Raw genomic sequence first — 23,324 nt, 5'->3', positions numbered from 1 at the left:
TACCGGAGGGTTTCATCGATTCCGGTCGGGCGACACGATCTGGATCAAAGTCGCCCGTAGTTTCCTCAGCCCTGCAGAGCCTCCCACATCTCCAGATCGCGCTGTGCGGTCCAGATGCGCGGTGTGTCGATGCCGCGCGCCTCGTCATAGGCGCGGGCGACGTTGAAGGGCAGGCAATGCTCGTAAATGGCGTAATCGGCGAATTTCGGGTCGCATTCCGCCCGAACCGCATCCCATGCTTCCTTAAGCGACCCGCCGCGCGCCGCGACCTTGGCCGCCGGGCGATAGGTGCTTTCGACGAAATCGCGGGTGTTTTCGATCGCCGCATTGACCATCTCTTTGCCGACCAGCGCATCCCCCCGACCCGGAGCGATGGCATCGACGTCGAACCATTTGATTTCGTCCAGCGTGTCGCCCCAATCGCCGAAATGACCATCGCCGCAATAGCAGGCCGAGTGGTATTCGACGATGTCACCGGTGAACATGACGTTCTGGTCCGGTACGTGGATCACGATGTCACCGGCAGTATGCGCCCGCCCAAGATGCATCAGGTCAATCCGGCGGTTGCCCAGATACACGGTCATCGTGTCGCTGAACGTGGTGGTGGGCCAGGTCAGACCCGGAATGCTCTTATGCCCTTCGAACAAGCGCGGGAAGCGTTGGAATTCGCTGTCCCAGTCCTCTTGGCCGCGTTCCACCACCATGGCGCGGGCCATGTCCGACATCAGGATTTGCTGCGCGCCAAAGGCACTCGCCCCCAGAACACGCACCGCGTGATAATGGGTCAGGGCGACGTGCGTGATCGGCTTGTCCGTGACCGAGCGAACGCATTCGATCACTTTGTTTGCCAGACGCGGGGTCGCCTGCGCCTCGACGATCATCACGCTGTCATCCCCGATGATGACACCTGAATTCGGATCACCTTCGGCGGTAAAGGCATAGAGACCTTCTCCAACCTCGGTGAACGAGATTTCCTTTTCCGACATATCCCCCTGAGACGCGAATGCTTTGGCCATGACTGAATCCTTATCTTGCGTAGGGGTTTTCGACGGCGGGCAGGACCGCACCAACACAATCGCCAAAACCGATGGTGTATCCATCCCCTTTGGCTGCGCCTTTCAAGGTCAGAGTATCACCATCCTCGATAAAGCTGCGGGTCTCTCCGGTATCCAGCGTCAGCGGCTCTTTACCGCCCCAACTCAGTTCAAGCAGTGAACCTCGTTCGGGCTTGGTTGGGCCCGAGATCGTGCCTGATCCTAACAGGTCGCCCACATTCATCGGGCAACCCGATGTCGTATGGTGCGACAGCTGCTGTGCGGCGGAATAGTACATCTGGTTATAATTGGTCTCCGCGATGACAGTCTCGGCCTTGCCGGCGGGTGCCATGGTCACTTGCAGGTCTATGTCGTACAGCATCGGACCGCAGTCTTTCAGATGATCTAGCAATTCGAACTCGCGGGCGGGTGTATTGCAACGGAAGGGTTCCAACGCGGCTTTGGTCACGATCCAGGGGCTGACCGAGGTTGCCGTGGCTTTGGCCTGAAACGGGCCAAGCGGCTGGTATTCCCAGGCCTGGATATCTCGTGCAGACCAGTCGTTCAGCAGGACATAGCCAAAGATATGGTCATCGGCCTCCTGCACCGAAATTGGTCCGTCAGAAGGTGTGCCAACGATTGCACCCATCTCTAACTCGATATCGAACCGGCGGCAGGGCAGGAAGGACGGCTTGTCCTGATCGGGTGTTTTCAACTGACCCCATGGTCGACGAATATCTGTGCCTGAGACGACTACAGACGATGCGCGCCCGTTGTAGCCAATAGGAATGTGCAGCCAGTTCGGCGGCAGCGCGTTTTCCGGTCCGCGGAACATGGTGCCCACGTTAAATGCATGGTTCCGGCCTGCGTAGAAATCCGTGTATTCGCTGACGGCAAAGGGCATGTGCATCGTGGCCTCTGCTTGTGCAACCAGCAGGGGGACAACCTTCGCCTCTTCCTCGGACCCCTCGGCCAGCAAGGCTACCAACCGGTCACGCAGCGCGGCCCAGACGGCGGGGCCTTCCTCCATCAGCGGATTCCAGAACGGCAGGTCGAACAGGGGCTCATCTGCCAACGTGATCAGGCCCGCCTCTTCCGCGGCGGTGATGTTCAGGATCATATCCCCGATCGCAACGCCGCAGCAGGGTTCAGCGTCGGGTGTTGAAAAGACTCCATACGGCAGGTTGTTCAGGGGGAACGGTTGGCTTGGGTCATTGGCCGAGGCCACCCAGGATTTCATCAAAGGCATATCATCTCCGAACCTTTGCAGCGGCGCGTAGTCCTGCAATGAACTCCGAGCCGCACGCTATGTTTATTTCTTACCGGGGGTCCCGTCGAATTTCTTTTCGATATCGGTCCAGCAATCGATGTAGTCGTCCTGAAGGGGCGCCTCTTTTGCCGCAAACTCGGTCAGGTGCTGCGGGAAGCGGGTTTCGAACATGAACGACATCGTATTATCCAGCTTATCCGGGCCCAGATTCGAATAGGAGGCCTTTTCAAACGCTTCTTTGTCCGGCCCGTGCGGGATCATCATGTTGTGCAAGCTCATGCCACCCGGAACAAAGCCCTGCGGCTTGGCATCGTACTGGCCATAAATATTGCCCATCATCTCGGACATGATGTTCTTGTGATACCAGGGCGGGCGGAATGTATCCTCCATCACCATCCAGCGTTCGCGGAACAGGGCAAAGTCGATATTGGCCGTGCCCGGCTGACCGGATGGTGCCGTCAGAACGGTAAAGATCGACGGGTCTGGATGGTCGAACAGGATCGAACCGACCGGACAATAGGTGCGCAGGTCGTATTTGTAAGGCGCATAGTTGCCGTGCCAGGCGACCACATCCAGGGGGCTGTGACCAATCTTGGTGGTGTGGAACTGGCCGCACCATTTGATTGTGACGGTCGACGGCACCTCACGATCTTCAAACGCCGCAACTGGGGCTTTGAAATCGCGCGGATTGGCCATGCAGTTTGCGCCGATTGGGCCACGTCCGGGCAGTTCGAATTTCTGACCGTAGTTTTCGCAGACAAAACCGCGCGCCGGTCCCTCCAGCACTTCGACACGATAGAGCAGGCCGCGCGGGATGATGGCGATCTCTTTGGGTTCCAGATCAATGATGCCCAACTCGGTGGAAAAGCGCAGACGGCCTTCCTGTGGCACTACCAGCAGTTCGGAATCTGCCGAGAAGAAATAGTCATCAACCATGGATTCCGTGACCAGATAGATATGGCTCGCCATGCCCACTTGCGTGTTCACATCCCCCGCCGTGGTCATGGTGCGCATGCCGGTCAGCCAGTTCAGTCCTTCGTCAGAATGTGGAATAGCATCCCAACGATACTGTCCCAAGCTGATCACATCCGGATCGACACATGGCGCAGATTTCCAATGCGGCAGGTCGATCTTTTTGTAACGGTGCGAATGCTTGACTGACGGGCGAATGCGATAGCACCATGTCCTCTCGGGCGGGTTCGCGGTAAAGGCTGTGCCGCTCAGCTGTTCGCCATACAGGCCATAGTTACATCTTTGGGGGCTGTTCATCCCCTGTGGCAGCGCGTCTGGCAGCGCTTCGGTTTCGAAATCATTTCCAAAGCCGGGCATGTATCCCGCATGGGTGCCGACAGGGGTGCTGGCCTGGGTCATTTGATGCGGATCGGTTTGCCGATTCATCGTGATCTCCTCCATTGCTGCTTGTCGAATAATAGTTGATTTTGTAACTAACAAGCATGACACAGCCTGAAGATGACCAAAAAGATGAGTTTGATCTGCGAAATTTCCTGCCATTCCTACTGAATCAGGCGGCGGAAGAGAGCTCGCTGGAGTTTCAACAGGTCTATAAGAATCGGTATGGGATGCTGCGCACTGAGTGGCGCGTGTTGTTCCACTTGGGGAATTATGGCGAACTGACGGCCAAAGATATCGGTGAGCGGGCCAAGATTCACAAAACCAAGATCAGCCGCGCGGTACGCAAGCTTGAGCTGCGCCGTTTTCTCAAAAGAACGCGCGACGAAGAGGACCGCAGGGTTGAGTGGCTTACACTGACGCTCGCGGGTCAGTCGGTTTATCGTGAGTTGCGGGGTATTGCGGAACAGTATGACGCAAAGCTGGCGGGCATGTTTACAACAGGCGAAGCCGCCTTGTTGCGGATGATGCTGCGCCGATTGGCCGGAATGGAGTAAGACTGGTAATTCAGACGGCTTGTTCCCAGATAGGTACCGAACAGAACACAGGACAAAACATGACATCAGCGGATATCCCCACCGCCAAGGCACATGAATTGATCGAATGGATTACCGAGCGCGGATTGGAAGGGGCAAAGCAGGATGAGCTGCTGGACGGGTATTGTAACCGTCTGCTGGACATGGGTGTTCCGTTGATGCGATTTCATGCGGCCCAATCGGCCCTGCACCCGGTTTACGGAGGCAGCGGTTACAGCTGGTATCAGGGGCAGGGCGGCGAGTCCCAGAATTATGAATACACAGAGACGCCCAGCGAAGTCTGGCGCGCCAGCCCGCTCTTTGCGGTACTGAACGAAAACCTCAGCGAATTGCGTGAGCGATTGGTGGATCAGAACGAACCCAGCCGGTTCCCGCTGCTCAACGAGCTGCGCCAGGACGGCGCGACGGACTATTATGCCACCGGAATCTCGTTTGAGCCGACCGAGAAGTTCTGGGCAGACGAGACCAAAAAGGTGGGCGACGGCGTCCTGATGTCCTGGACCAGCAATGCGCCCACCGGCTTCAGCGATTCTGATCTGGCCCTGATCAACGCAGTTAAGCCGCATCTCGGCCTTGCTTTGAAATCGGCCAGAACCGCCAAGATGGCGAAGGACCTCCTGCGGGTTTATCTGGGGCGGGATGCGGGTCAGCGCGTCTTGTCCGGTGAAATCCGGCGCGGGTCGTTGCAGCAGATTGATGCGGTGATCTGGAATTTTGATCTTGAAGGGTTCACCAGCCTCTCCGAAGAGTTGCCCGGCGATGAGATCATCGGGATGCTGAACGACTATCTCGCCGTGGCGGTGTCGGTTGTCCACGAATGCGACGGGAGCATTCTGAAATTCATGGGCGACGGCCTGATGGCGATGTTCGATGTTGGCGAGATCGACGCGGACGCCCGCGCGGCGCTGGGCGCGGTGACCCTGTTGCAGAAACGTATGTCCGAGATGAACGCCAGCCGTCAAGCCGAGGGGTTGCCAACAGCCAAATATACGCTTGCTCTGCATGCGGGTGAAATTCTCTATGGTAATATCGGCGCCGAAAATCGTTTGGATTTTACGGTGATCGGCCCGACGGTGAATCAGGCCGCCCGCATTGCCGGTATGCACCGTTCACTTGGGCAGCGAATCCTGATCTCTGACGATGTGGCCCGCGTCGCGCAGCCTTGCAGCCAAGAGATGATCTCGGTTGGGCGGTATATGCTGCGGGGTGTGAATGAACCGAAAGAGCTCTTTACGGTTTATGATCCGGCATAACGCGATCCGCGTTTTTGGTCTGTCGGTCAGAGGGTTGACGTGTCGCCGATCCGGGACTAGTTGAACAGAACGTCTGAGGCAGATCGCCTTGTACGATGGAGATTTTATGAAAGAGTCCCGGGCATAACGCCCGTTCCTGGCGAGCCAATTCAGGAACACCGACACGAGCAAACACACTCACGCGCAAGACTGAGTGAACCTGTTTCTGTACTTTCATAATATCGGGACATCCCAATGAATATCTCAAAGCACGAGCAACGTGTTTTGCATGAACTCGCCCTTGGTGGGTCCATCCGTCATGAACGTCTGGAAAACGGAAAAATTCATGACATCACCTGTTACACGCGCAACGGTCACGTGCTGATCGATTGCACCCTTAACGTCTTCAAGCGCCTGCTGAAGCGGGGATTTATCCATTCAAAAAACGGCGGGCCCTACAGGGCCTCTCCGTTGGGGGTCAAATCCGCGCGCGCGCAAATGAACCAAAGATAGGAAAAGCCATGAACAAATCAGACGAAGAGGCCGTTCTGCAGGTCCACAGGCTGGCCTTCGGCGATGCAGAAGGTCCCGAAGTTGCGCATCTTGCCAAAGGATTTCTGGATCTGCCGGACACGATTTCAATCAGCGCAACGCGTGAGGGCAGAATCGTGGGCAATGTCCTGTTCACGCCGTTTGTCTTTCAGGACCACCCCGAAGCGACATGCTATCTGCTGGCCCCGTGTGGCGTGCTGCCCGAATTTCAGGGGCGCGGCGTCGGGAAAGAACTGATGGAGCGCAGCACAGAGCATCTTAGCTCTATCGGGGTTGATGCGGTGTTCGTGCTGGGCGTGCCTGCGTTCTATCCCAGATACGGATATGTTCCGACCGACAAGCAAACGCCATATCCGGACCTGTTGACGATCCCGCAGTCGTGGATGGTGCTTGAGTTGACTGCCGGGGCCGTGGCGCCGCTCAGCGGTAAAACGGTTGCTGTAGAGCCTGTCATGCAGCCCGAATATTGGGACACCTCTGCCTATGACGCGTAACTGCTTGCGCTAGACCGCAGACAGGGCAAACCGGAGTGACTGAAGATTGCGCACCCGGTTTGTCCGCTCAGCACCAACTGCGCTCTGTCAAAAGTCGATCTCTACCCCCGGCAGGCTCAGCTCTTTCATCATATCGCGCAATTCCTGCCGGGCCGCGATGTTTGAGATGTTGAGCTGTTTGACACCGATATCCTTGAGGTCCAGCAGGGTCAGGCCGCGCGGGAACAGCTCGCGGAAAATCACACGTTCGGAAAAGCCTGATGCGACGCGGAAGCCGATGCGCTGCGACAGCATCTCGATCGCGCGCTGCATCTTTTCCTTGTTGACCATGCGCTGCGTGCCCACCCGGTTGCGCACCACAACCCAGTCGATAGGTTTCAGACCGGCCTGTGCCCGCAACTGCCGTGCGTTCCAAACCATCTCGGAATAGACTGACGGGCCAAGGATTTTTTCGCCCTTTGAATCGATCCGGGCCAGCAGATCAAAGTCGATAAAGCTGTCGTTCAGCGGCGTGATCAGCGTATCGGCCAGCGAATGCGCCACCTGGCTCAGGCGCGTGTGCGAGCCGGGGCAGTCGATCAGGATAAAGTCGCTGTCGCTTTCCAGTTCAGCAACTGCAGCCGACAGGCGATGGTCATAGATGTTCTCGCCGGGTTTCAGCTGGCTGGCATCAATTTCCGGCAGATCGTGGTGGCGCGGGCTGGGCAGCGTGATCTCGGCGCCGTTCAGAAAATTCATGCGGTTTTCGAAATAGCGCCCAAGGCTGCGCTGACGCAGGTCCAGATCCAGCGTGCTGACCTTGTGACCCAACCGGGCCAGAGCGGTCGCCACATGCATCGACACGGTCGATTTCCCTGCGCCACCTTTTTCATTCCCGACGACAATGATATGTGCCATGCTTGTATTCCCAAGTCCCGCCGTGTTTATCTACACGTTGTTGTTGGCCACTATATGTTGTGTGGACAGTGAAGGGAAGAACCTCGGGCCGCTCTCGCCCGCAATATCCGGCTCTAATTTCGAAAAAGACGCGCTGACCGTGGTTTGCAGGCTATGGTTGCCAATCGCGCGGACCTGTTTCACTGTCCTCATCAACGGTTCAGCACGAAAGGGGCAGGGTTGGATCACCTATTTCTGAATGTGCTGAATGTGGTTCTGCCGGTGCTGATCTGCGCGGGGGTGGGATATTGCCTCGCCCTGATGAACGCCCCGTTCGACAACAAGGTGATCGGAGGGATCGTGTCCAGAGTTGGATACCCGACACTGATTATATCGCATCTGTCGGCCACCAGCATCCAGATCGGCACATTTCTGGATATGATGAGCGCCGCGGCGTTGGCGGTGGCCAGCTTCGGTGTGCTTGGCTTTGCGGTCCTCAAGGTGCTGCGCCTGCCAGTGCGCGCTTTTCTGACCCCGTTGATGCATGGGAATGTCGGCAATATCGGGCTGCCGATCACGCTGCTTGCGCTGGGCGACGCAGGTATGGCCTATACGATGGCCTTTGTCGTTGTTGTACTGGTCAGTATCTTCACACTTGGTATGTGGATTCCGGCCGGAACGTTCTCGGCCCGGAAACTGGCGACCTCTCCGATCATCTATGCGGTTGTCATCGCGTTGATCCTGATGGCAACAGGGCAAAGTCTTCCAGACCCGCTCGCCAAATCCTTTGACATATTGGGCGGTCTTTCGATCCCTTTGATGCTGTTGACGCTTGGGCATACGCTGGCAACCCTGCGGATCAAATCCCTTGGCCTTGCGGTGCTGCTGACCATTTTGCATCTGGTGATGGCGGTTCTTATCGCCGGCACGCTGGTCTGGCTGTTCGGATTTACAGGGGTCGAGCGGGGCGCCCTGATCCTGTGTTGTCTGATGCCATCCTCGGTCGCCACATATCTGTTCATCGATCAGCATGTTCCGGAATACGGCCCCGACGTTGCGGGTTTCATTCTGGTCTCGACACTAACGACTATTCTGGTTCTGCCACTGGCGCTGTCTTACGGCCTCTGACGTAAGTTGACGCCACGTCTGCGTTGAATGTCCACTCGAAGCCATAGAAAAGCCCGCTTCGGTATGTATATTCATATACCTCAATATGATCGCGAGGTCAGATCATGGCGAATTACTCCTATATCGGCTATGCGCCAGGTGTCATTTCTGTTTCGTTCACCACGTTCAGCACGGGGAACATCACCCTGTCGGCCAGCTATGACCCGTCCACCGACCGGCGCGTGTTTGACGTTGAGGACGCGGCGGGTGGCACCCTGGTTAATGGCGCTCCGGACAATGGCACAGATTTCAACGGTGACAGGTTCGATGATGAGGATGGGGATGACCTTACGCAATCAGGTGATGTGACCAATCTGGATGGCTCGACGACGTTTCTGAGCGGCGCGATCTATCTTGAAGAAACCTATGCGCTAGCCAAGCCGGGCGGCGGCACCATCGATGTCTACCGGGTCGAGGTCGAAGGCGCGCTGGCAGGCTACATCACCTCCGAGCCGCTGGTTGCGGGCGTGACATATACATTCGTGCGCTCGAACGTGACCCCCACCAACGCGCCGGACACAACCGATCCCACTGCGTTGGTCGATGTGCCCTGTTTTGTGTCAGGCACATTGATCGCGACCCCTTTCGGTCAAACCCCTGTCGAACATCTGGAGACAGGCGATCCGGTGTCGACGGTGGACGGCGATACCCGGACGATACGTTGGATCGGCTCGCGCATTGTGGATGTGTCGCAGGAGCAGTTTGCGCATCTCAAGCCCATTCGAATTGCCGCAGGTGCGTTAGGTGCCGGGGTTCCTAGGACGGATCTGTATGTGTCGCCAAACCATCGGATCATGATCGCAAACGCCAACAGCGAGATCTACTTCGAGGCCGAGGCTGTCCTTGTTCCTGCCAAGGCTTTGCTGGATTTGCCGGGGGTGCGTGTTCAGCATCAAACGCCGCGCGTCGCATACTATCATTTCCTCTTCGACACGCATGAGATTGTCATCTCAAACGGTGCCCCGACCGAAAGCCTCTATCCCGGTGACATCGCCCTGCGCGGCATGGCGGCTGAGTCCAAGCGCGAGCTGTACGAGATATTTCCCGATATCCTGTCGCTGTCGCGTAACAGCTATGGCCCGACGGCCGCCAAGGTTCTGAAAATGTATGAGGTGCCGCTGCTGTTCTCAGAGTTCAGCGCGCGTCTCTGACGGTCTGGGGTTTTAAAACGTGGTGAGCCTAGCCTACTTTCACCACCATCTTTCCGAAATTCCCGCCAGCCAATAGCTGGTTGAATGCTTCAGGCGCGTTCTCAAGCCCGTCCACAACGTGTTCTTTGTATTTGACCGACCCATCTTGAAGCCAAGCCGTCATGTCCCGTGCGAACTCCTTGTAAAGCGACGCTGGAAAGCTGTCGAAAATGATAAAGCCCTGCAACTTTACCTTCATACGTAGAATGGTGCCCATGATAGCCGGCCCCATATCAGGCCCTTCTGGCAGACCCGGCAAGTTATACCAGGCCACCACGCCACAAACCGGGACGCGGGCAAACGGGTTAAGCAGCGGCAACACCGCATAAAGTACTTTGCCCCCAACATTTTCGAAATAGACATCGATCCCGTTCGGACAGGCTTCACGCAATTCAGCGGCCAAATTCTCTGACCGGTGATCGACGCAGGCATCGAACCCAAGATTTTCGACCACATGGGCGCATTTCTCGGGGCCTCCTGCAATGCCAACCACCCGGCACCCTTTCAGTTTTGCGATCTGCCCGACAGTTGCACCGACCGGGCCAGCTGCCGCTGCCACAACAACCGTTTCGCCCGGTTTCGGCTCGCCAATTTTCAACAGACCCGCATAGGCGGTGTAGCCCGGCATCCCAAGAATACCCAAGGCCCATGATGGGTTCTGCGGGTCCTTACCCAGATTCATGACCTGCGTTCCGTCCGAGATTGCGTAGTCCTGCCAGCCACTGCCGGACAGTACGAAGTCCCCTTCTTCATAGCCCTGCAAATTGGACATCACCACCTGCCCAACGACCTGAGCTGTCATGACCTCTCCGATCGCCACAGGCTCGGCATAGGACTTGGCATCATTCATGCGTCCCCGCATGTAAGGGTCCAGCGACAGATACACCGTGCGCACCAGCATTTCGCCTTCGCCGGGCACGGGCACATCGGTTGCCTGTAATTTCAACGTGTTGTCGTCTGGCTGACCTTTGGGGCGCTCAGCGAGCACAATTTGACGGTTTACATCCGATGTCTGCGCCATTGCGGTCTCCTTCTGTTGACGGACCACAGCTACATTGCCATGGAACTGGCCGCTACAGAAGATATGCAATGCAGGGCAAGGCACTCTAAGACCGCGTCGCCCAATAGATGCCACCCATGTTCGCAAGCCCCAGACTTCGAAACCTTCTGACCAAAAAAGAAAGGCCGCCCAATCGGACGGCCCTTCGGAAACGTATCGAGGTGTGAGTTTAGAAACCCAGACCTTCGTATTTCTTCTTGAACTTCGACACGCGGCCGCCAGCGTCCATCAGACGGGTGCCGCCACCGGTCCATGCCGGGTGCGAGGAGGGGTCGATTTCCAGAGCCAGCTGGTCGCCCTCGGCGCCCCAGGTGGATTTCATCTGAACCACGGTGCCATCGGTCATTTTGACGTTGATGACGTGATAATCGGGATGGATGTCTTTTTTCATCTTTCCGCTCCTTACGCCTCGGCGCCAGCCTTGGGCTTGTAGTTGGTGACCTCTGCGATACGTGCGGATTTACCGCGACGGGTGCGCAGATAGTACAGTTTGGCGCGACGGACGCGGCCACGGCGGACAACGGTGATGCTGTCGATGTTGGTCGAATGCAGCGGGAACACACGCTCCACGCCTTCGCCAAACGAAATCTTACGGACGGTGAACGAACCGGCGATGCCGCTGCCACCTTTGCGCGCGATGCAGACGCCTTCGTAATTCTGCACACGGGTACGCGACCCTTCGGTCACTTTGAAGCCGACACGGATGGTGTCACCGGCTTTGAAATCGGGGATGTCTTTCCCCAGGGCGGCGATCTGTTCCGCCTCAAGCTGTGCGATCAGGTCCATCGCATTTACTCCTATCTGCTCGTGGTTGGTCCACGAAGTTTGGGTACGGCCTGAGAGCTCTTGGTCTTCACCGGGTCCCGCATTGCAGCCCGCCAGAGGTCAGATCGACTGTTCCTTATGTTTGGTCCACCTTGTCGCGCCTTGACCGAAGAAGGTCAGGCGCCACGACATCAGGCAAACCAAAAACACCGGAGTCGCACAGGCGCGGCACCGGATGGCGTTCGTTTAAGGAATTTGCGGGCAGGGATCAAGCCTAAATTGCTATATTTTCAAAGCGGCAGGTGGGTTTTTGCCGCCTGCGAAATAGGACGTTGCGTTGCCCGGGGGATCAGGCATTCTGGTTGCAATAATACGAGCAGATATTTCAGACAGGAACAGATAATGCGCATTGCGGTGATGCTGGCCTTGATTGGCGTTGTGCTTATGTCATGCGGGCGGCGCGGACCCCAGCCTCAGGTAGTCGAGCCTTCGCAGCAGATTGTGGACCGAACGGCCCCAGCGGTGATCTATCCCCGCTTTGGCGATGCCGACCCGCATGAGTGGGAGGGGCGCCATCCCGGCCAATATCCGATCCACGGGCTTGATGTGTCGCGCTGGCAGGGGCCGATTGACTGGCATACAGCGCGCGCTTCGGGCGTCAGTTTTGCGTTCCTAAAGGCCACCGAAGGCGGCGATTTCTCTGATCCCCTGTTTGACGACCACCGGCGCGGCGCCCAGGCGGCGGGTGTGCCTTGGGGGGCGTATCACTATTACTACTTCTGCCGCCCGGCAGAGGAGCAGGCCCGCTGGTTTATTCAGAACGTACCCAAAGGGGCTGAACTGCCGCATGTGCTGGATATGGAATGGACGCCCCATTCCAAAACCTGCACCCTGCGCCCCGACGGGCGGACCGTGCGCGCTGAGGCGCAGAAGTTTCTGAACATCCTTGAACGCCATTATGGGCGCAGGCCGATCGTCTACACCACCGTAGATTTTTACGAAGACACCGATATTGGCCGCCTGTCCAACACCGACTTCTGGCTCAGGTCAGTGGCGGGGCATCCAAGACAGGTCTACCCCGAGGCCATCTGGCGGTTCTGGCAGTACACCGGCACCGGGTTGGTGCCCGGCGTACAGGGCAAGGTGGATATCAATACCTTTAACGGTACACCGGATATCTGGGCGCGCTGGAAGGCGGGCGCTGCTTACTGAACGGGCGTCAGCGTATAGGTTTCGATGGTGCCGCCGCCGACCAGATGATCAAGCCTGCGTTCCCGCTCGCTGCCATAGGCGTTGTTCAGCCACAGGGTTTCGGCATTTGTCAGATCGCGGCGTTCAAAGCCGTTTTCTTCCAGACAGCGGTCAACAGCGTCAACTTCGCCGGTCGCCCGAATATTGTCCTGAGACGCGCCGACCACAGCTGGCCCCAAGATCAACCCACCCAAAATGATCCCTGTGACATAGCCACCCGCGACAGCGCTGTTTCCACCTTCTTTGGCGTCAGCCGTGCAGGCGCTGACAGCACGTCGAGCATAATCCATGTCGTGGCCGGGTTTGACGGGGATCGAAGGGCCATGTGACGACGCGCAAGCAGACAGGCACATGGCTGTGCCAAGCAGAATCTTTCTCATGTTTCAGGCGGACTCGCAGTTCAAGAGGTTGGTTTCAAAATGATTCCTGGGGTGAGTAGACCCTGCGCGGTTCAACTGCAAATCGCATTCCGCCAAATTCCGGTGCTGAGGCGTGAGGGCCACACGTGCCACGATTACTCGGGCTTATCGCCTTGTGATTTAAGGTAGTCTGCCCACAGATCAGGGCGCCGCTCGCGGGTTAAAGACTGCGAGATCTCGTGCCGCCATTGCGCGATGCGGCCATGGTGACCGGACATCAGAATCTCGGGGATCGGGCGGCCTTTCCAGTCTGCGGGGCGGGTGTATTGCGGATGCTCCAGCAAGCCGGAAGAAAAGCTTTCTTCTTCGGTCGAGGCTTGATTGCCCAGCACACCGGGGATCAGGCGCACCGTGGCATCAATCAGCGCCTGCGCGGCGATCTCGCCGCCGGTCATCACAAAATCACCCAAGCTGACCTCTTGGACGCCGTAATGCTCCAATACGCGCTCGTCGACGCCTTCGAAGCGACCGCACAGCAGGGTCATCCCTTCACACCGCGCCAGGGTCTGCATCATGCGCTGATCCATCCGGCGTCCACGCGGGCTGAGGTAGATCAGCGGCCAGTTCCCCTGAACGCCTCTCATCGTGTGTTCGATAGCCTCCCCCAGCACATCCGCACGCAGCACCATCCCGGCGCCGCCGCCTGCTGGCGTGCCGTCGACATTGCGATGCTTGCCGATGCCGAACTGACGCAGGTCCACGGTTTCCAGTTGCCACAGCCCCTCTTGCAGCGCCTTGCCCGTCAGGCTTTCGCCCAGAACGCCCGGAAAGGCCGAGGGAAACAAGGTGATGATCTTGGCCTTCCACACGCCATGCAGGTCGGGTGTCGGGGTCAGCAATTCACGCGGTTTCAGCGTCGGACGAATGGCTTTGCGGCCATGGGATTTGCCGGGTTTCTCTGTCATTTGGTGCTGACCAGCCCATCTTGAACGGATTGAACGATGTCAGCCTTTTGTCGCACCAGTTCCGCGTCGTCCAGCCCCGATCGGTTCAGCGCAAGCAGGTCTTGCAACGCGTCCTCGGGCAAGCGCGGATTGGTCCGGGTGGCTGTGGTCAGCTCCCACATCTTGTTGCGCGGCAGGTCGAGGAAATCGACAAACGGCGCGCCGGGGCCAAATCTGCGCTCCTGCAGGTCTTCCAGCCACTCGGTCTGCACGTCAATGGCAGGCAGCCTTTTGCGAATGGCCTCTGCCGTGGCCTGAGGCGATGGAAGCTCGTCCATATGGCTGCGGAAAGTGTCAAAGTCCTGCACAAGCCGGGTGCGTTGCAGATCATGCGCCCAGAGGCTGCGCAACCATCCGCCGCGCTGGCGCAGCGACAGATAAACAGTTACTTCGATCTTCTGATGCTTAAACCGGTTGTGGACCATATCGATCAGACAGGCCGCAAGCTCGGGGGCAGCCAGATACCCGACGGCCACATTCCGACTGGGACGCAGCCCTGACAGGTTCTCTTCGCTTAGGATCAGCCCGCGTTTGTCGCCAAAATCCAAGCTGTCCAGAAGCTCTCGGGCCTGGTTGCCAAAATCGGCCAGCGTCCCGACCGTGCCATAGATCGAGTGTCGGGTGGCCGCGTCGGACAGCCCTGACTTGCGCGTCTTATAGGGTAGGATCAGCGCAAAATGCGGCCAGATCAGCTCGCGGTTTTCATGCAGGAACGACTGCGCCGCAGTGGTGCCGGTTTTGTGCAGCCCCAGATGCAGCAGAACGCGCCGCATCAGAACAGACCTTCGGGCGGGTCAGCCACGATGCGGCCCTTGTCTAGATCAACCGTTGGCACGGCCTCCAGCGTGAAGGGCAGAAAAACGGTTGCCTTCAGGCCCGACCCGTGCAGTTCCAACAGGTCTGCGGCACCGTGGTTCTGAACCGATTTCACGCGCCCCAGCAACGTGCCGCCGGTATCGTAAACCTCAAGCCCGATCAGATCGGTGTGATAGAACTCGTCATCCGGCAACGAAGGCAGTTGATCGCGCCGCGCATAAAGGCGCAGACCATTCAGTCCGTCGGCCTGTTCCTTGGTCTCGATCCCGCCCAGACGGGCCGCAAATCCGTTCTTGATAGTACGGGTCAAAACCACCGGGAAACGCTCTTGCCCGGCCTCATCGGTCAGCGGCGAATAGGCCTCGATATCTTCGGGGACGGCGCAGAAGCTCTTCAGCCTCACTTCGCCGCGCACGCCGTAAGAGCCCGCAACGCTGCCGACGCAGATCAGATCACTCATTTGAGCCTTCCGTTACACATAGTCCATCCCGCCATTGCCCGATCACCTCGCAGGCCTCACGCTGGTTCGAGCGTTCAAAAAACACTCCCGCAATAAAGGCGATCATCAACAGGATGGGAAGTCGTATCAATCCAAACATACTGCTATCGCACTTCAATCTGCAGGGCGTCTTCGCGGGTTTCCCAGCCAGCCTGTTCCAGTTCCGGCGTGTCTGAAGGGGCCTCGGGCCAGCCGACACAGAAATACCCGATCAGCCGCCAATCTCTGGGGGCGTTCAGATCAAGCGCCATCTGATCGGGGTCCAGAATCGATACCCACCCCAGACCCAGCCCTTCGACCCGCAGTGCCAGCCAGAACAGGGTGATGGCCGACACCACGGAATAGCGCCGCATCTCGGGCATGGACCCGGCGCCCAGGCCATGCCCTTTATCGGTGGCGTCGTCGCAAAACACCGCCAGCTGCACGGGGGCGTTCTGCATACCGGACAGTTTCAATGTGCTATACAGCTGCGCCCGCGCGCCGGAATAGCCATCCAAAGCCTCTGCATTGGCGGCCTGAAAATTCTTCAATGCCGCAGCACGCGCGGCCTCGCTTTCGACGCGGATCACGCGCCAGGGTTCGCTCAGCCCAACCGAGGGGGCCAGTCGAAACGCGTCGAGGCAGCGCTTCAGCACCGCCTCGTCAATTGCATCCGTGCGGAACCGGCGCACATCGCGCCGGAGCCGCATCAACAGATCGAACTGCGTGCGAAAATCGTCGGTAAAAGCCTGATCCTGCACGCGTCCGCCTGCTTATTCTTCTGCTGCCGCTTCTTCAGCCGGTGCAGCAGCTGCTTCGGCCGCCTCGGCAGCTTTAGCAGCTTTCTCTTCGGCGCGTTCCTGAGCTTTCTTGCCCGGGGTGCCCTTGTTGGGGTTGTTACGCTCGGCCTTTTCACGGGTGCCCGCAGCTTCCAGCATGCGTGCGATCCGGTCGGTGGGCTGGGCGCCCTGATCCAGCCAGTACTGGATGCGCTCCATGTTCATTTTCACGCGCTCTTCGCTGTCTTTCGGCAGCAGCGGGTTGTAGGTGCCCAGTTTCTCGATGAAACGGCCATCGCGGGGCATACGGCTGTCAGCCGCAACGATGCGATAGAAAGGACGTTTTTTCGAGCCGCCGCGGGCGAGACGAATTTTCATTGCCATGGTGATATCTCCTTTGAATGGCGTATCCGGCGTAGTGCCGGTTAGTTCTGATGTTTGTTGAACCGGAGGTTCACTTTTGATGTTTCCGGTGGTGTCGGATGACTTCCTGAATGATGAAATTCAGGAAAGCCTTGGCGAAATCGGGGTCCAGATCGGCCTGGTTCGCCAGGTCTTCAAGCCGTGCGATCTGCGCGGCCTCGCGCGAGGGATCGGACGGGGGAAGGTCGTGTTCGGCCTTGAGCTTGCCAACGGCCTGCGTGTGTTTGAATCGTTCACCCAGCGTGTAGACAAGGATCGCGTCCAGCCGGTCGATGCTTTCGCGATGCTCTTTCAGCAACGTGGCTGCGCGTGTGACAGGGTTGTTCATTGGCCGGTTCCCTCAGAGGTCGAAACGGTGTCAGATATGTCGATATGCGGGTGGCGCCACATCTGGGCTGTCTTGCCCAAAAGTTCGGCCTCGCGCTCGTAAGTGGCCCCAAGGCGTTCGGCCAGTGCGCGCGAACGGTCATTGGCATGCGCGATATAGCTCATGACGCCGTTCAGCCCCTGATGCCGCGCCGCGTAGGCGCGCGCGGCCTGCGCCGCCTCAAAGCCCAGCCCTTTGCCTTCGGCCTCAGCCATCAGCGTCCAGCCCAGCTCGGGCTCGGCCCAGCCAGGGGCGTCGATCATACCGGCCCATCCCACAAATGCGCCGTTGGCTTTTTCGGTCAGATGCCAAAGGCCAAACCCTTTTATGGCCCAATGGCCCAAGCGACCCGCCAAAGAGCTCCAGCAGGCGAATGCGTCTTTGGGTCCGCCAACCATGTGGCTGCGCTCGGTCGCGAAGAAGTCGATCATCGCAGGCAGGTCATCCTCGTGCGGTGCGCGCAGGATCAAACGGTTGGTCTCAAAGCTTGGAATGCTGAAAGAGGTCATGCGTAGGCCTCCATTCCACCGTTCTCCAGCTCACCGGGGGCCGGATGGCGCCAGACCTGCATCGTGCCATAAGCAGGATGCTCAAAGATGTAGTCAAACTGCGCCCCAAGACGTTCGGCGACCGCACGGCTGCCGGTATTGTCGGGGTCGATCAGTGAAATCGCTGTCTCCCAACCCAACACGTCATAGGCATATGCGCGCGCGGCCAGCCCGGCCTCGGTGGCATAGCCCTTGCCGGTGGCGTTATTCATCAACGTCCAGCCGATTTCCGGTTCGGGCCAGCTGTGCGGGAACCACAGGCCCACATGTCCGACATAGGTGCCGGTGCTTTTTTCCTCGACGCCCCAGAACCCATAGCCCCGCATCGCCCAGTGGCCCAACAGCATGGCAATGGAGCGCCATGTTTCGTCCGGGCGCTTTGGCCCGCCGACAAATTTCGACGCGTCGCTGGCAAAGAACTCTGCCTCGGCGTCAAAGTCTGCTTCGGACGGCGCGCGCAGGATCAGGCGCTCGGTCTCAAGCTTGGGGATATGTTGGGCGATCAGGCTCACTTTTTCTTTCCGAACCCGCTGAGCCCCGGGGGCAGACCCATGCCACCGCCCAGTCCGGGCAGGCCGCCGGGCATCTTGCCGCCCATGGCTTTGGCGGCTTGTTCCAGCGCCTTGGGATCCATGCCTGCGGCCATATCCTCGGGGCTGGGGCCGCCTTTGCCGAACATGCCCTTCATGGCCTGTTTCAGCATCTTGCCTTTGCCCATCTTGCCCATCTTCTTCATCATGTCCGACATCTGCCGGTGCATCTTGAGCAGCTTGTTGAGGTCGCTGACCTCCATCCCCGAACCCGCAGCAATCCGTTTCTTACGGCTGGCCTGCAGTAGTTGAGGGTTGGCGCGTTCGCGCTTGGTCATCGACTGAATCAACGCGATCTGCTGGCGCAGGATCTTGTCGTCCAGGCCTGCCTGATCCATCTGTTTGGCCATCTTGCCCATGCCCGGCATCATGCCCATCATGCCCTGCATGCCGCCCATCTGGATCATCTGCTCCAGCTGCATTTTCAGGTCGTTCATGTTGAACTGACCTTTGACCATGCGCTTCATCATGCGCTCGGTCTGTTCCATCTCCATCGTTTCCTGGGCCCTTTCGACCAGAGCAACGATGTCGCCCATGCCCAGAATACGACCGGCGATCCGGTCCGGCTCGAAGGTTTCGAGCGCGTCCATCTTCTCGCCCAGACCGACGAAACGGATCGGCTTGCCGGTGACGGCGCGCATCGACAGCGCTGCACCGCCGCGCCCGTCACCGTCCATCCGGGTCAGAACCACGCCCGAGATGCCAACCTTGGCGTCAAACTCTTCGGCGACCTCAACGGCGACCTGACCGGTCAGACCGTCGACCACCAGCAGGGTCTCGCGTGGATCGACCACATTGCGGACCTGCTCGACCTCGTCCATCAGCACTTCGTCAATGTGCAGACGGCCCGCAGTGTCGAGCATGTAGACGTCGTAGCCGCCCAGTGTCGCCTGCTGTTTGGCGCGTTTGGCAATATCCACCGGCGACTGGCCCGGCACGATCGGCAGCGTATCGACACCAACCTGCGTACCCAGAACGGCCAGCTGATCCATCGCCGCCGGGCGATAGACGTCGAGCGAGGCCATCAGGACCTTCTTGCCCTCTTTTTCTTTCAGGCGCTTGGCCAGCTTACCGGTGGTGGTTGTCTTACCCGAACCCTGCAGACCGACCATCAGGATCGGGGCAGGCGGATTGTCGATCTTCAGCTTGCCGGGGTCTTCCTCACCGCGCAGGGTATCGACCAGCGCGTCATGCACGATTTTGACGACCTGCTGGCCGGGGGTGACCGATTTGGTGACGGCCTGACCGGTCGCCTGATCCTGCACTTTCTTGACGAATGCGCGCGCCACCGGCAGTGAGACGTCAGCCTCAAGCAGGGCCACGCGAACCTCACGCAGGGCGGTTTTGACGTCTTCCTCGGACAGGGCACCTTGTTTGGTCAGCCGGTCAAAGACGCCAGAGAGGCGTTCGGATAGATTTTCAAACATGCCTTCGGCCTCCTATGCCGGTTATCTGGTGGCGCTTCTCAGATAAGAAACGCCGGCTAAATACACAATTGCCCCCACGGGCGAAACTCGCTGGTGGGGGGCGATCCCTGAACGACTCAAGGGACCGGAAGGTCAGACGCTTCCGGATGTTTGGGGTCGTCTACGCCTCTGGGCTGTTTGAGTCAAGACAAGCTATGTCAGGCCCTCGCTATCGGATACTCTGATCAGATCAGGCTCAGTCGAGGGCAACATGACAGACAATCTACCAACCAGAACAGCCGACTATCTCGGTGAGGTCACGGACACGGCCATCTGGTCCAGTTTTGAACTGAGGCCCGGAGATATCTTCGTCTGCACCCCGCCGAAATGCGGAACAACATGGACGCAAACGCTGGTTCGAATGCTGATCACCCAAAAGGCTGATCCGAGTGTTTATGACAACAAAATCTCACCGTGGTTGGATTTTCGCTTTCGGAAGACTGACGTGCTGACAGATATGTTGCAGGCACAAACCCATCGGCGTTGCATCAAAACACATACGCCGCTGGACGGGATCACCTATTCTCCTGACGCGCAATATCTGGTTGTGCACCGCCACCCGGTTGATGTTCATTTCTCGCTGCGTGGCCATGTCGAGAACATGAAGCATGACTGGCTGGACTATATGTACGTTGATGATATTTCCAAGGCGTTTGACAGATTTCTGGATTATCCCTCGACGCCCAAAGGCACGGACGACCTGACACTCCAGTCTTTTGTGCATCACTTCAGATCGTTTTGGACCTACCGGAACCTCCCGAATATTCATTTCCTGCATTACGCAGAACTCAGTCGCGATTTGCCGGCGCAGGTGGCGCGAATTGCGCAGATCATGAAAATCGCTGCCGATCAAAAACTGGTCAACGACTTCGCTAGGGCGGGCAGCTTTGCGTCTATGAGAAACAACGCAGTTCGCGCAGCAAAAGCACCAGATTTCCAATCGGGTTTCCGCGACTACGCTCAATTCTTTGCCGCAGGCACCAGCAATAAGTGGGAGGGGAAGCTGACGCCGAACGACATGGTGCGATATGATGCGTATATGGCAGCGCTGGTTAACCCCGAAGAACGCGCGTGGCTTGAGGAGGGGATTGTCCTTACGCCGACCTGACACCATCATCCTGCCTGCGTTTCGATGGCAGCCAGTCATTCACGGCTTCGGCAAACCGGTGCGCTCCGCGTCCGCTGGAAAATGCCTCAACAATAGGATGACGGCCTGCGCTCATGCCCTTATCCAGTATTAGAACTGGGCGATACAGCGTGGAGGATCCTTTGTCGCTGTGCGAAACGGTACTTTCTGTCTCTGCATGGGACAGATTGGACAGCTCATGCTCAACCGCTTGATAGCCGAATACGGATTGGCGCCGGATCAGGATCGAGTTTTTGTTCCGGTCCAATATCACCTGAACACGTTGGACAAAGGCGCAGAAGGCACCAAACCCCAGCCCGCCACCGCCCAACGCAAAAACCAGCCCGAATAAAATGTTCTTGCTGCCTTCGCTCGCGACGAACAGACCCGCACCGACGAAGGCCAGTATAAAGATGATCAGCATGATCCCGATGAACCAAGGGGTGTCAGACAGGATTAACTGGTTGGGCGTGTTACGTTTAACTCTCATGGCCGCACGCTAACACCGTTTTTCGGGCCTGTCCCCGCTTGAATTCAACGGCCGCATGCGTCAAGAGCGCGGCAGACAGGAGGGTTCCATGGACGCATCATCCAGCTATCAGGATACATTGCCACTCAGCTCGGATGCGTTGCTTGCGCAATTGGAAGATTGGGGGCTGACCTACCGGCTGCATACCCACATCCCGTTGCGTACCGTCGAGGATGCAAAGGGCGTTGAACATCGGTTTATAGTGCCGGGGGAAAACACGCTGCGGCTCAAGAACCTCTATCTGCGCGACCGGAAAAAGCGGAACTATCTGGTGACGCTGGATCAGGACCGTCAGATCGACCTCAAGGCGCTGGGGGCTGAACTGGGTTTGGGAAGCCTGTCCTTTGGTTCGGCAGATCGTCTGTTTCAGAACCTGGGCATCCGCCCCGGCGCGGTTAGTCCGCTGGCAATGATCAACGGGGTGGAACACAACGTAAGCTTTTACATGGACGCGGCGGCGCAGACTGCGGATATGATAAACATGCACCCGCTGGTCAATGACCGAACCGTCGCCATGTCACCGTCTGATCTGATGGCATTCTTTGACCGGATCGGATGTGCGGTGAACTGGTTGCCCTGATCAGCCTTCGGACAGCGCAAGAGCCAGCGCTGCAGCCACATGGGCGGCTGACGGGTTTACGAACAAAAAACCGTCAGCTTCGAAAATCGCATCGTCCAGATGATCGGGAAAGGCCAGCGGCAGCTCAGTGCAGGCCAATAGAATCGCGGTGCCGGGGGCCGCATGACGTTTGCAAAACGCCAGCAGACGCTGCCGTGCGTTTTGCGATGCCCCACCATGGAAATCGGTATCGATCATTGCCTGCATCTCGGCGATTTCTTCGTCGGCCAGTGGCGCGTTTGCGGTGATCCCGTCCTCGGCCAGCCGGTCCGCATAGTTGCGCGCCTGCATTGTCACAGTGGTTCCAAGGACCAGGGCCCTGTCGGCGCCGGTCTTTGCGGTCGCGTCGGCCGTGGCGTCAAAGATGCTGAGAATGGGCATCGACACGCCGCGCCGGATCGCGTGCAACCGCGCGTGCGGCGTGTTCGACGCCATGACCGCAAAATCGCAACCGGCCTGTTCGAGCGTCAGCAGTGCGGCCCGGAACACCGCGTCGAAATCAGCCCAGCTGTTTTCTTCGCCCGGTATGCCCCGCAGGGCACGGGTCTGCGCCTGCACGACGGATTCGATGGTCATGGGCGGGATTGGCAGCGGCGTGCTATGTCCGTGCGCGGCAGCGGTTCGGCTCGCTCCTTCTGCAATCGCCCTGTAGTAGTCCAGTGTCGAGGCCCATCCGACCCCACCGAGAATGCCGATCTTTTTCATATCAAACGCCCAAGCCACGCAGTTAATCCGTGCGCAGCTTGGACGTTTTGCCGGTCTATTGCCAGAGGGCTCACGCGGCCAGTTCGGACACTGCCTTCTGCGCCTTGCTCAGCGTGTTTTCGGGGTCCAGCGCCATTTGGTCGGCCGCGACCACGTCCACCTGGGTGATGCCGATGAAACCCAGCACATGGCGCGCATAGCCGGTGGCATAGTCGATCTCGGACCCGACAGCGGTCCCGCCCGACGCCACCGCCAGCACCGCGCGCTTGCCGTCCAGCAGGCCCTTGGGGCCACTTTCGGTATAGCTGAAGGTCACCCCGGCACGGGCCACAAGGTCGATCCAGGCCTTGAACGCGGCGGGCACCGAAAAGTTATAGATGGGCAGGCCGATCACGATCGTATCCGCATCCTGAAGTTCTTGCACCAGTTCATCGGACAGAGCGAGCTGATCGCGCTGCACCGCGTCGCGCTGATCGGCTGGCGTAAAATTGGCGGCGATCCAGTCCTCGGTCAGCAGCGGCAACGGCGTGGCCAGATCGCGGCGGATGATGCGCTCGGCTCCCAGATGGCGGACAACGCGCTCGGACAGGTCGCGGGTTGCCGAGCCCGCGCGGCGGGCTGAGGCGTCGATGTGCAGGATGGTTCTGGTCATTTTCTGTCTCCGATATGGACGAGGAT

Annotated in this window: 30 protein-coding genes; 9 read left to right on the top strand and 21 right to left on the bottom strand. The window is 58.5% G+C overall.

The window, feature by feature from the left end:
• Nucleotides 1-65: 65 nt before the first annotated feature.
• The 3 genes from ACR0I7_RS15590 to hmgA all read right to left on the bottom strand — a co-directional run bounded on the left by ACR0I7_RS15590 (nucleotide 66) and on the right by hmgA (nucleotide 3,702).
• A complete protein-coding gene (locus ACR0I7_RS15590) occupies nucleotides 66-1,016 on the bottom strand; it encodes an MBL fold metallo-hydrolase (RefSeq protein WP_480512635.1) in 951 nt (316 codons plus the stop codon).
• 10 nt (nucleotides 1,017-1,026) lie between these two features.
• A complete protein-coding gene (gene fahA, locus ACR0I7_RS15585) occupies nucleotides 1,027-2,283 on the bottom strand; it encodes a fumarylacetoacetase (RefSeq protein WP_480512632.1) in 1,257 nt (418 codons plus the stop codon).
• Nucleotides 2,284-2,346: 63 nt separating this feature from the next.
• Nucleotides 2,347-3,702 (bottom strand): homogentisate 1,2-dioxygenase, encoded by a 1,356-nt coding sequence (gene hmgA / locus ACR0I7_RS15580; RefSeq protein ID WP_480512630.1) that lies wholly within the window; start codon nucleotides 3,700-3,702, stop codon nucleotides 2,347-2,349.
• A gap of 56 nt (nucleotides 3,703-3,758) precedes the next feature.
• On the opposite strand from hmgA, the gene ACR0I7_RS15575 reads away from it, so the two are divergent.
• The 4 genes from ACR0I7_RS15575 to ACR0I7_RS15560 all read left to right on the top strand — a co-directional run bounded on the left by ACR0I7_RS15575 (nucleotide 3,759) and on the right by ACR0I7_RS15560 (nucleotide 6,528).
• Complete coding sequence (locus ACR0I7_RS15575; RefSeq protein WP_480512628.1) at nucleotides 3,759-4,211, top strand: MarR family winged helix-turn-helix transcriptional regulator; 453 nt, start codon at nucleotides 3,759-3,761, stop codon at nucleotides 4,209-4,211.
• Nucleotides 4,212-4,270: 59 nt separating this feature from the next.
• A complete protein-coding gene (locus tag ACR0I7_RS15570) occupies nucleotides 4,271-5,503 on the top strand; it encodes an adenylate/guanylate cyclase domain-containing protein (protein ID WP_480512626.1) in 1,233 nt (410 codons plus the stop codon).
• A gap of 234 nt (nucleotides 5,504-5,737) precedes the next feature.
• Nucleotides 5,738-5,995, top strand: a complete 258-nt coding sequence (locus ACR0I7_RS15565; RefSeq protein ID WP_480512624.1) for a YjhX family toxin — start codon at nucleotides 5,738-5,740, stop codon at nucleotides 5,993-5,995.
• A gap of 8 nt (nucleotides 5,996-6,003) precedes the next feature.
• Nucleotides 6,004-6,528: a GNAT family N-acetyltransferase gene (locus tag ACR0I7_RS15560; protein WP_480512622.1), complete on the top strand. Its 525-nt coding sequence runs from the start codon at nucleotides 6,004-6,006 to the stop codon at nucleotides 6,526-6,528.
• Nucleotides 6,529-6,615: 87 nt separating this feature from the next.
• Here ACR0I7_RS15560 and ACR0I7_RS15555 read toward each other — a convergent pair whose 3' ends face one another.
• Nucleotides 6,616-7,425 (bottom strand): division plane positioning ATPase MipZ, encoded by an 810-nt coding sequence (locus ACR0I7_RS15555; protein WP_480512620.1) that lies wholly within the window; start codon nucleotides 7,423-7,425, stop codon nucleotides 6,616-6,618.
• Between the two features lie 219 nt (nucleotides 7,426-7,644).
• Here ACR0I7_RS15555 and ACR0I7_RS15550 point away from each other — a divergent pair, with 219 nt between their 5' ends.
• A complete protein-coding gene (locus ACR0I7_RS15550; RefSeq protein ID WP_480512619.1) occupies nucleotides 7,645-8,532 on the top strand; it encodes an AEC family transporter in 888 nt (295 codons plus the stop codon).
• Nucleotides 8,533-8,636: 104 nt separating this feature from the next.
• Nucleotides 8,637-9,722 (top strand): Hint domain-containing protein, encoded by a 1,086-nt coding sequence (locus tag ACR0I7_RS15545; RefSeq protein WP_480512617.1) that lies wholly within the window; start codon nucleotides 8,637-8,639, stop codon nucleotides 9,720-9,722.
• Between the two features lie 28 nt (nucleotides 9,723-9,750).
• On the opposite strand, the gene ACR0I7_RS15540 is transcribed toward ACR0I7_RS15545, so the two are convergent.
• The 3 genes from ACR0I7_RS15540 to rplS all read right to left on the bottom strand — a co-directional run bounded on the left by ACR0I7_RS15540 (nucleotide 9,751) and on the right by rplS (nucleotide 11,607).
• On the bottom strand, nucleotides 9,751-10,782 hold the full coding sequence (locus ACR0I7_RS15540; RefSeq protein WP_480512615.1) for an NADP-dependent oxidoreductase: 1,032 nt from the start codon (nucleotides 10,780-10,782) through the stop codon (nucleotides 9,751-9,753).
• A gap of 208 nt (nucleotides 10,783-10,990) precedes the next feature.
• Nucleotides 10,991-11,212, bottom strand: coding sequence for a 50S ribosomal protein L31 (rpmE, locus tag ACR0I7_RS15535; protein WP_008757924.1), 222 nt, complete (start codon nucleotides 11,210-11,212; stop codon nucleotides 10,991-10,993).
• 11 nt (nucleotides 11,213-11,223) lie between these two features.
• A complete protein-coding gene (rplS, locus tag ACR0I7_RS15530; RefSeq protein WP_039541573.1) occupies nucleotides 11,224-11,607 on the bottom strand; it encodes a 50S ribosomal protein L19 in 384 nt (127 codons plus the stop codon).
• A gap of 381 nt (nucleotides 11,608-11,988) precedes the next feature.
• On the opposite strand from rplS, the gene ACR0I7_RS15525 reads away from it, so the two are divergent.
• Nucleotides 11,989-12,798 (top strand): glycoside hydrolase family 25 protein, encoded by an 810-nt coding sequence (locus ACR0I7_RS15525; protein ID WP_480512613.1) that lies wholly within the window; start codon nucleotides 11,989-11,991, stop codon nucleotides 12,796-12,798.
• Here the strand turns inward: ACR0I7_RS15525 and ACR0I7_RS15520 are convergent.
• The 11 genes from ACR0I7_RS15520 to ffh all read right to left on the bottom strand — a co-directional run bounded on the left by ACR0I7_RS15520 (nucleotide 12,792) and on the right by ffh (nucleotide 19,628).
• Entirely contained in the window at nucleotides 12,792-13,217 is a 426-nt protein-coding gene (locus ACR0I7_RS15520) for a hypothetical protein (protein WP_480512611.1), read from the bottom strand. The two genes, ACR0I7_RS15525 and ACR0I7_RS15520, sit on opposite strands and share 7 nt — an antisense overlap.
• A 134-nt stretch (nucleotides 13,218-13,351) precedes the next feature.
• The gene (gene trmD, locus ACR0I7_RS15515) at nucleotides 13,352-14,161 is read right to left on the bottom strand and encodes a tRNA (guanosine(37)-N1)-methyltransferase TrmD (protein ID WP_480512609.1); all 810 of its coding nucleotides are present in this window, start codon (nucleotides 14,159-14,161) and stop codon (nucleotides 13,352-13,354) included.
• Entirely contained in the window at nucleotides 14,158-14,973 is an 816-nt protein-coding gene (locus ACR0I7_RS15510) for a hypothetical protein (protein ID WP_480512607.1), read from the bottom strand. Before ACR0I7_RS15510 ends, trmD begins: the two co-directional genes overlap by 4 nt.
• A complete protein-coding gene (rimM, locus tag ACR0I7_RS15505) occupies nucleotides 14,973-15,476 on the bottom strand; it encodes a ribosome maturation factor RimM (RefSeq protein WP_480512605.1) in 504 nt (167 codons plus the stop codon). Before rimM ends, ACR0I7_RS15510 begins: the two co-directional genes overlap by 1 nt.
• Nucleotides 15,469-15,606, bottom strand: a complete 138-nt coding sequence (locus ACR0I7_RS15500) for a hypothetical protein (RefSeq protein ID WP_480512697.1) — start codon at nucleotides 15,604-15,606, stop codon at nucleotides 15,469-15,471. The genes rimM and ACR0I7_RS15500 overlap by 8 nt, the downstream gene beginning before the upstream one ends.
• 13 nt (nucleotides 15,607-15,619) lie before the next feature.
• On the bottom strand, nucleotides 15,620-16,255 hold the full coding sequence (gene bluB, locus ACR0I7_RS15495) for a 5,6-dimethylbenzimidazole synthase (RefSeq protein WP_480512603.1): 636 nt from the start codon (nucleotides 16,253-16,255) through the stop codon (nucleotides 15,620-15,622).
• A 12-nt stretch (nucleotides 16,256-16,267) separates the two neighbouring features.
• Nucleotides 16,268-16,657 carry a 30S ribosomal protein S16 gene (gene rpsP, locus ACR0I7_RS15490; RefSeq protein WP_170388164.1) on the bottom strand — a complete coding sequence of 130 codons (390 nt, stop codon included), beginning with the start codon at nucleotides 16,655-16,657 and terminating at the stop codon, nucleotides 16,268-16,270.
• Nucleotides 16,658-16,727: 70 nt separating this feature from the next.
• Nucleotides 16,728-17,024, bottom strand: coding sequence for a chorismate mutase (locus tag ACR0I7_RS15485; RefSeq protein ID WP_480512601.1), 297 nt, complete (start codon nucleotides 17,022-17,024; stop codon nucleotides 16,728-16,730).
• The gene (locus ACR0I7_RS15480) at nucleotides 17,021-17,572 is read right to left on the bottom strand and encodes a GNAT family N-acetyltransferase (protein WP_480512599.1); all 552 of its coding nucleotides are present in this window, start codon (nucleotides 17,570-17,572) and stop codon (nucleotides 17,021-17,023) included. Before ACR0I7_RS15480 ends, ACR0I7_RS15485 begins: the two co-directional genes overlap by 4 nt.
• The gene (locus tag ACR0I7_RS15475) at nucleotides 17,569-18,123 is read right to left on the bottom strand and encodes a GNAT family N-acetyltransferase (protein WP_480512597.1); all 555 of its coding nucleotides are present in this window, start codon (nucleotides 18,121-18,123) and stop codon (nucleotides 17,569-17,571) included. Before ACR0I7_RS15475 ends, ACR0I7_RS15480 begins: the two co-directional genes overlap by 4 nt.
• Entirely contained in the window at nucleotides 18,120-19,628 is a 1,509-nt protein-coding gene (ffh, locus tag ACR0I7_RS15470; protein WP_480512595.1) for a signal recognition particle protein, read from the bottom strand. The genes ACR0I7_RS15475 and ffh overlap by 4 nt, the downstream gene beginning before the upstream one ends.
• 250 nt (nucleotides 19,629-19,878) lie before the next feature.
• Between ffh and ACR0I7_RS15465 the strand changes: the two genes are divergently transcribed.
• Nucleotides 19,879-20,775, top strand: a complete 897-nt coding sequence (locus ACR0I7_RS15465) for a sulfotransferase domain-containing protein (protein ID WP_480512593.1) — start codon at nucleotides 19,879-19,881, stop codon at nucleotides 20,773-20,775.
• Here ACR0I7_RS15465 and ACR0I7_RS15460 read toward each other — a convergent pair.
• The gene (locus ACR0I7_RS15460; protein ID WP_480512591.1) at nucleotides 20,762-21,283 is read right to left on the bottom strand and encodes a hypothetical protein; all 522 of its coding nucleotides are present in this window, start codon (nucleotides 21,281-21,283) and stop codon (nucleotides 20,762-20,764) included. The two genes, ACR0I7_RS15465 and ACR0I7_RS15460, sit on opposite strands and share 14 nt — an antisense overlap.
• An 88-nt stretch (nucleotides 21,284-21,371) precedes the next feature.
• Here ACR0I7_RS15460 and ACR0I7_RS15455 point away from each other — a divergent pair, with 88 nt between their 5' ends.
• Nucleotides 21,372-21,902 carry a prolyl-tRNA synthetase associated domain-containing protein gene (locus ACR0I7_RS15455; protein ID WP_480512589.1) on the top strand — a complete coding sequence of 177 codons (531 nt, stop codon included), beginning with the start codon at nucleotides 21,372-21,374 and terminating at the stop codon, nucleotides 21,900-21,902.
• On the opposite strand, the gene ACR0I7_RS15450 is transcribed toward ACR0I7_RS15455, so the two are convergent.
• Together ACR0I7_RS15450 and ACR0I7_RS15445 are read right to left on the bottom strand one after the other, a co-directional pair.
• Nucleotides 21,903-22,646 (bottom strand): aspartate/glutamate racemase family protein, encoded by a 744-nt coding sequence (locus ACR0I7_RS15450; protein ID WP_480512695.1) that lies wholly within the window; start codon nucleotides 22,644-22,646, stop codon nucleotides 21,903-21,905.
• Between the two features lie 70 nt (nucleotides 22,647-22,716).
• The gene (locus ACR0I7_RS15445) at nucleotides 22,717-23,298 is read right to left on the bottom strand and encodes an FMN-dependent NADH-azoreductase (RefSeq protein ID WP_480512587.1); all 582 of its coding nucleotides are present in this window, start codon (nucleotides 23,296-23,298) and stop codon (nucleotides 22,717-22,719) included.
• Nucleotides 23,299-23,324 lie beyond the last annotated feature (26 nt).

Source organism: Ruegeria sp. AM1 (assembly GCF_056540745.1).
Note: the sequence above shows the minus strand (reverse complement) of the source record. Positions and strands in the feature narration are given on the sequence as shown.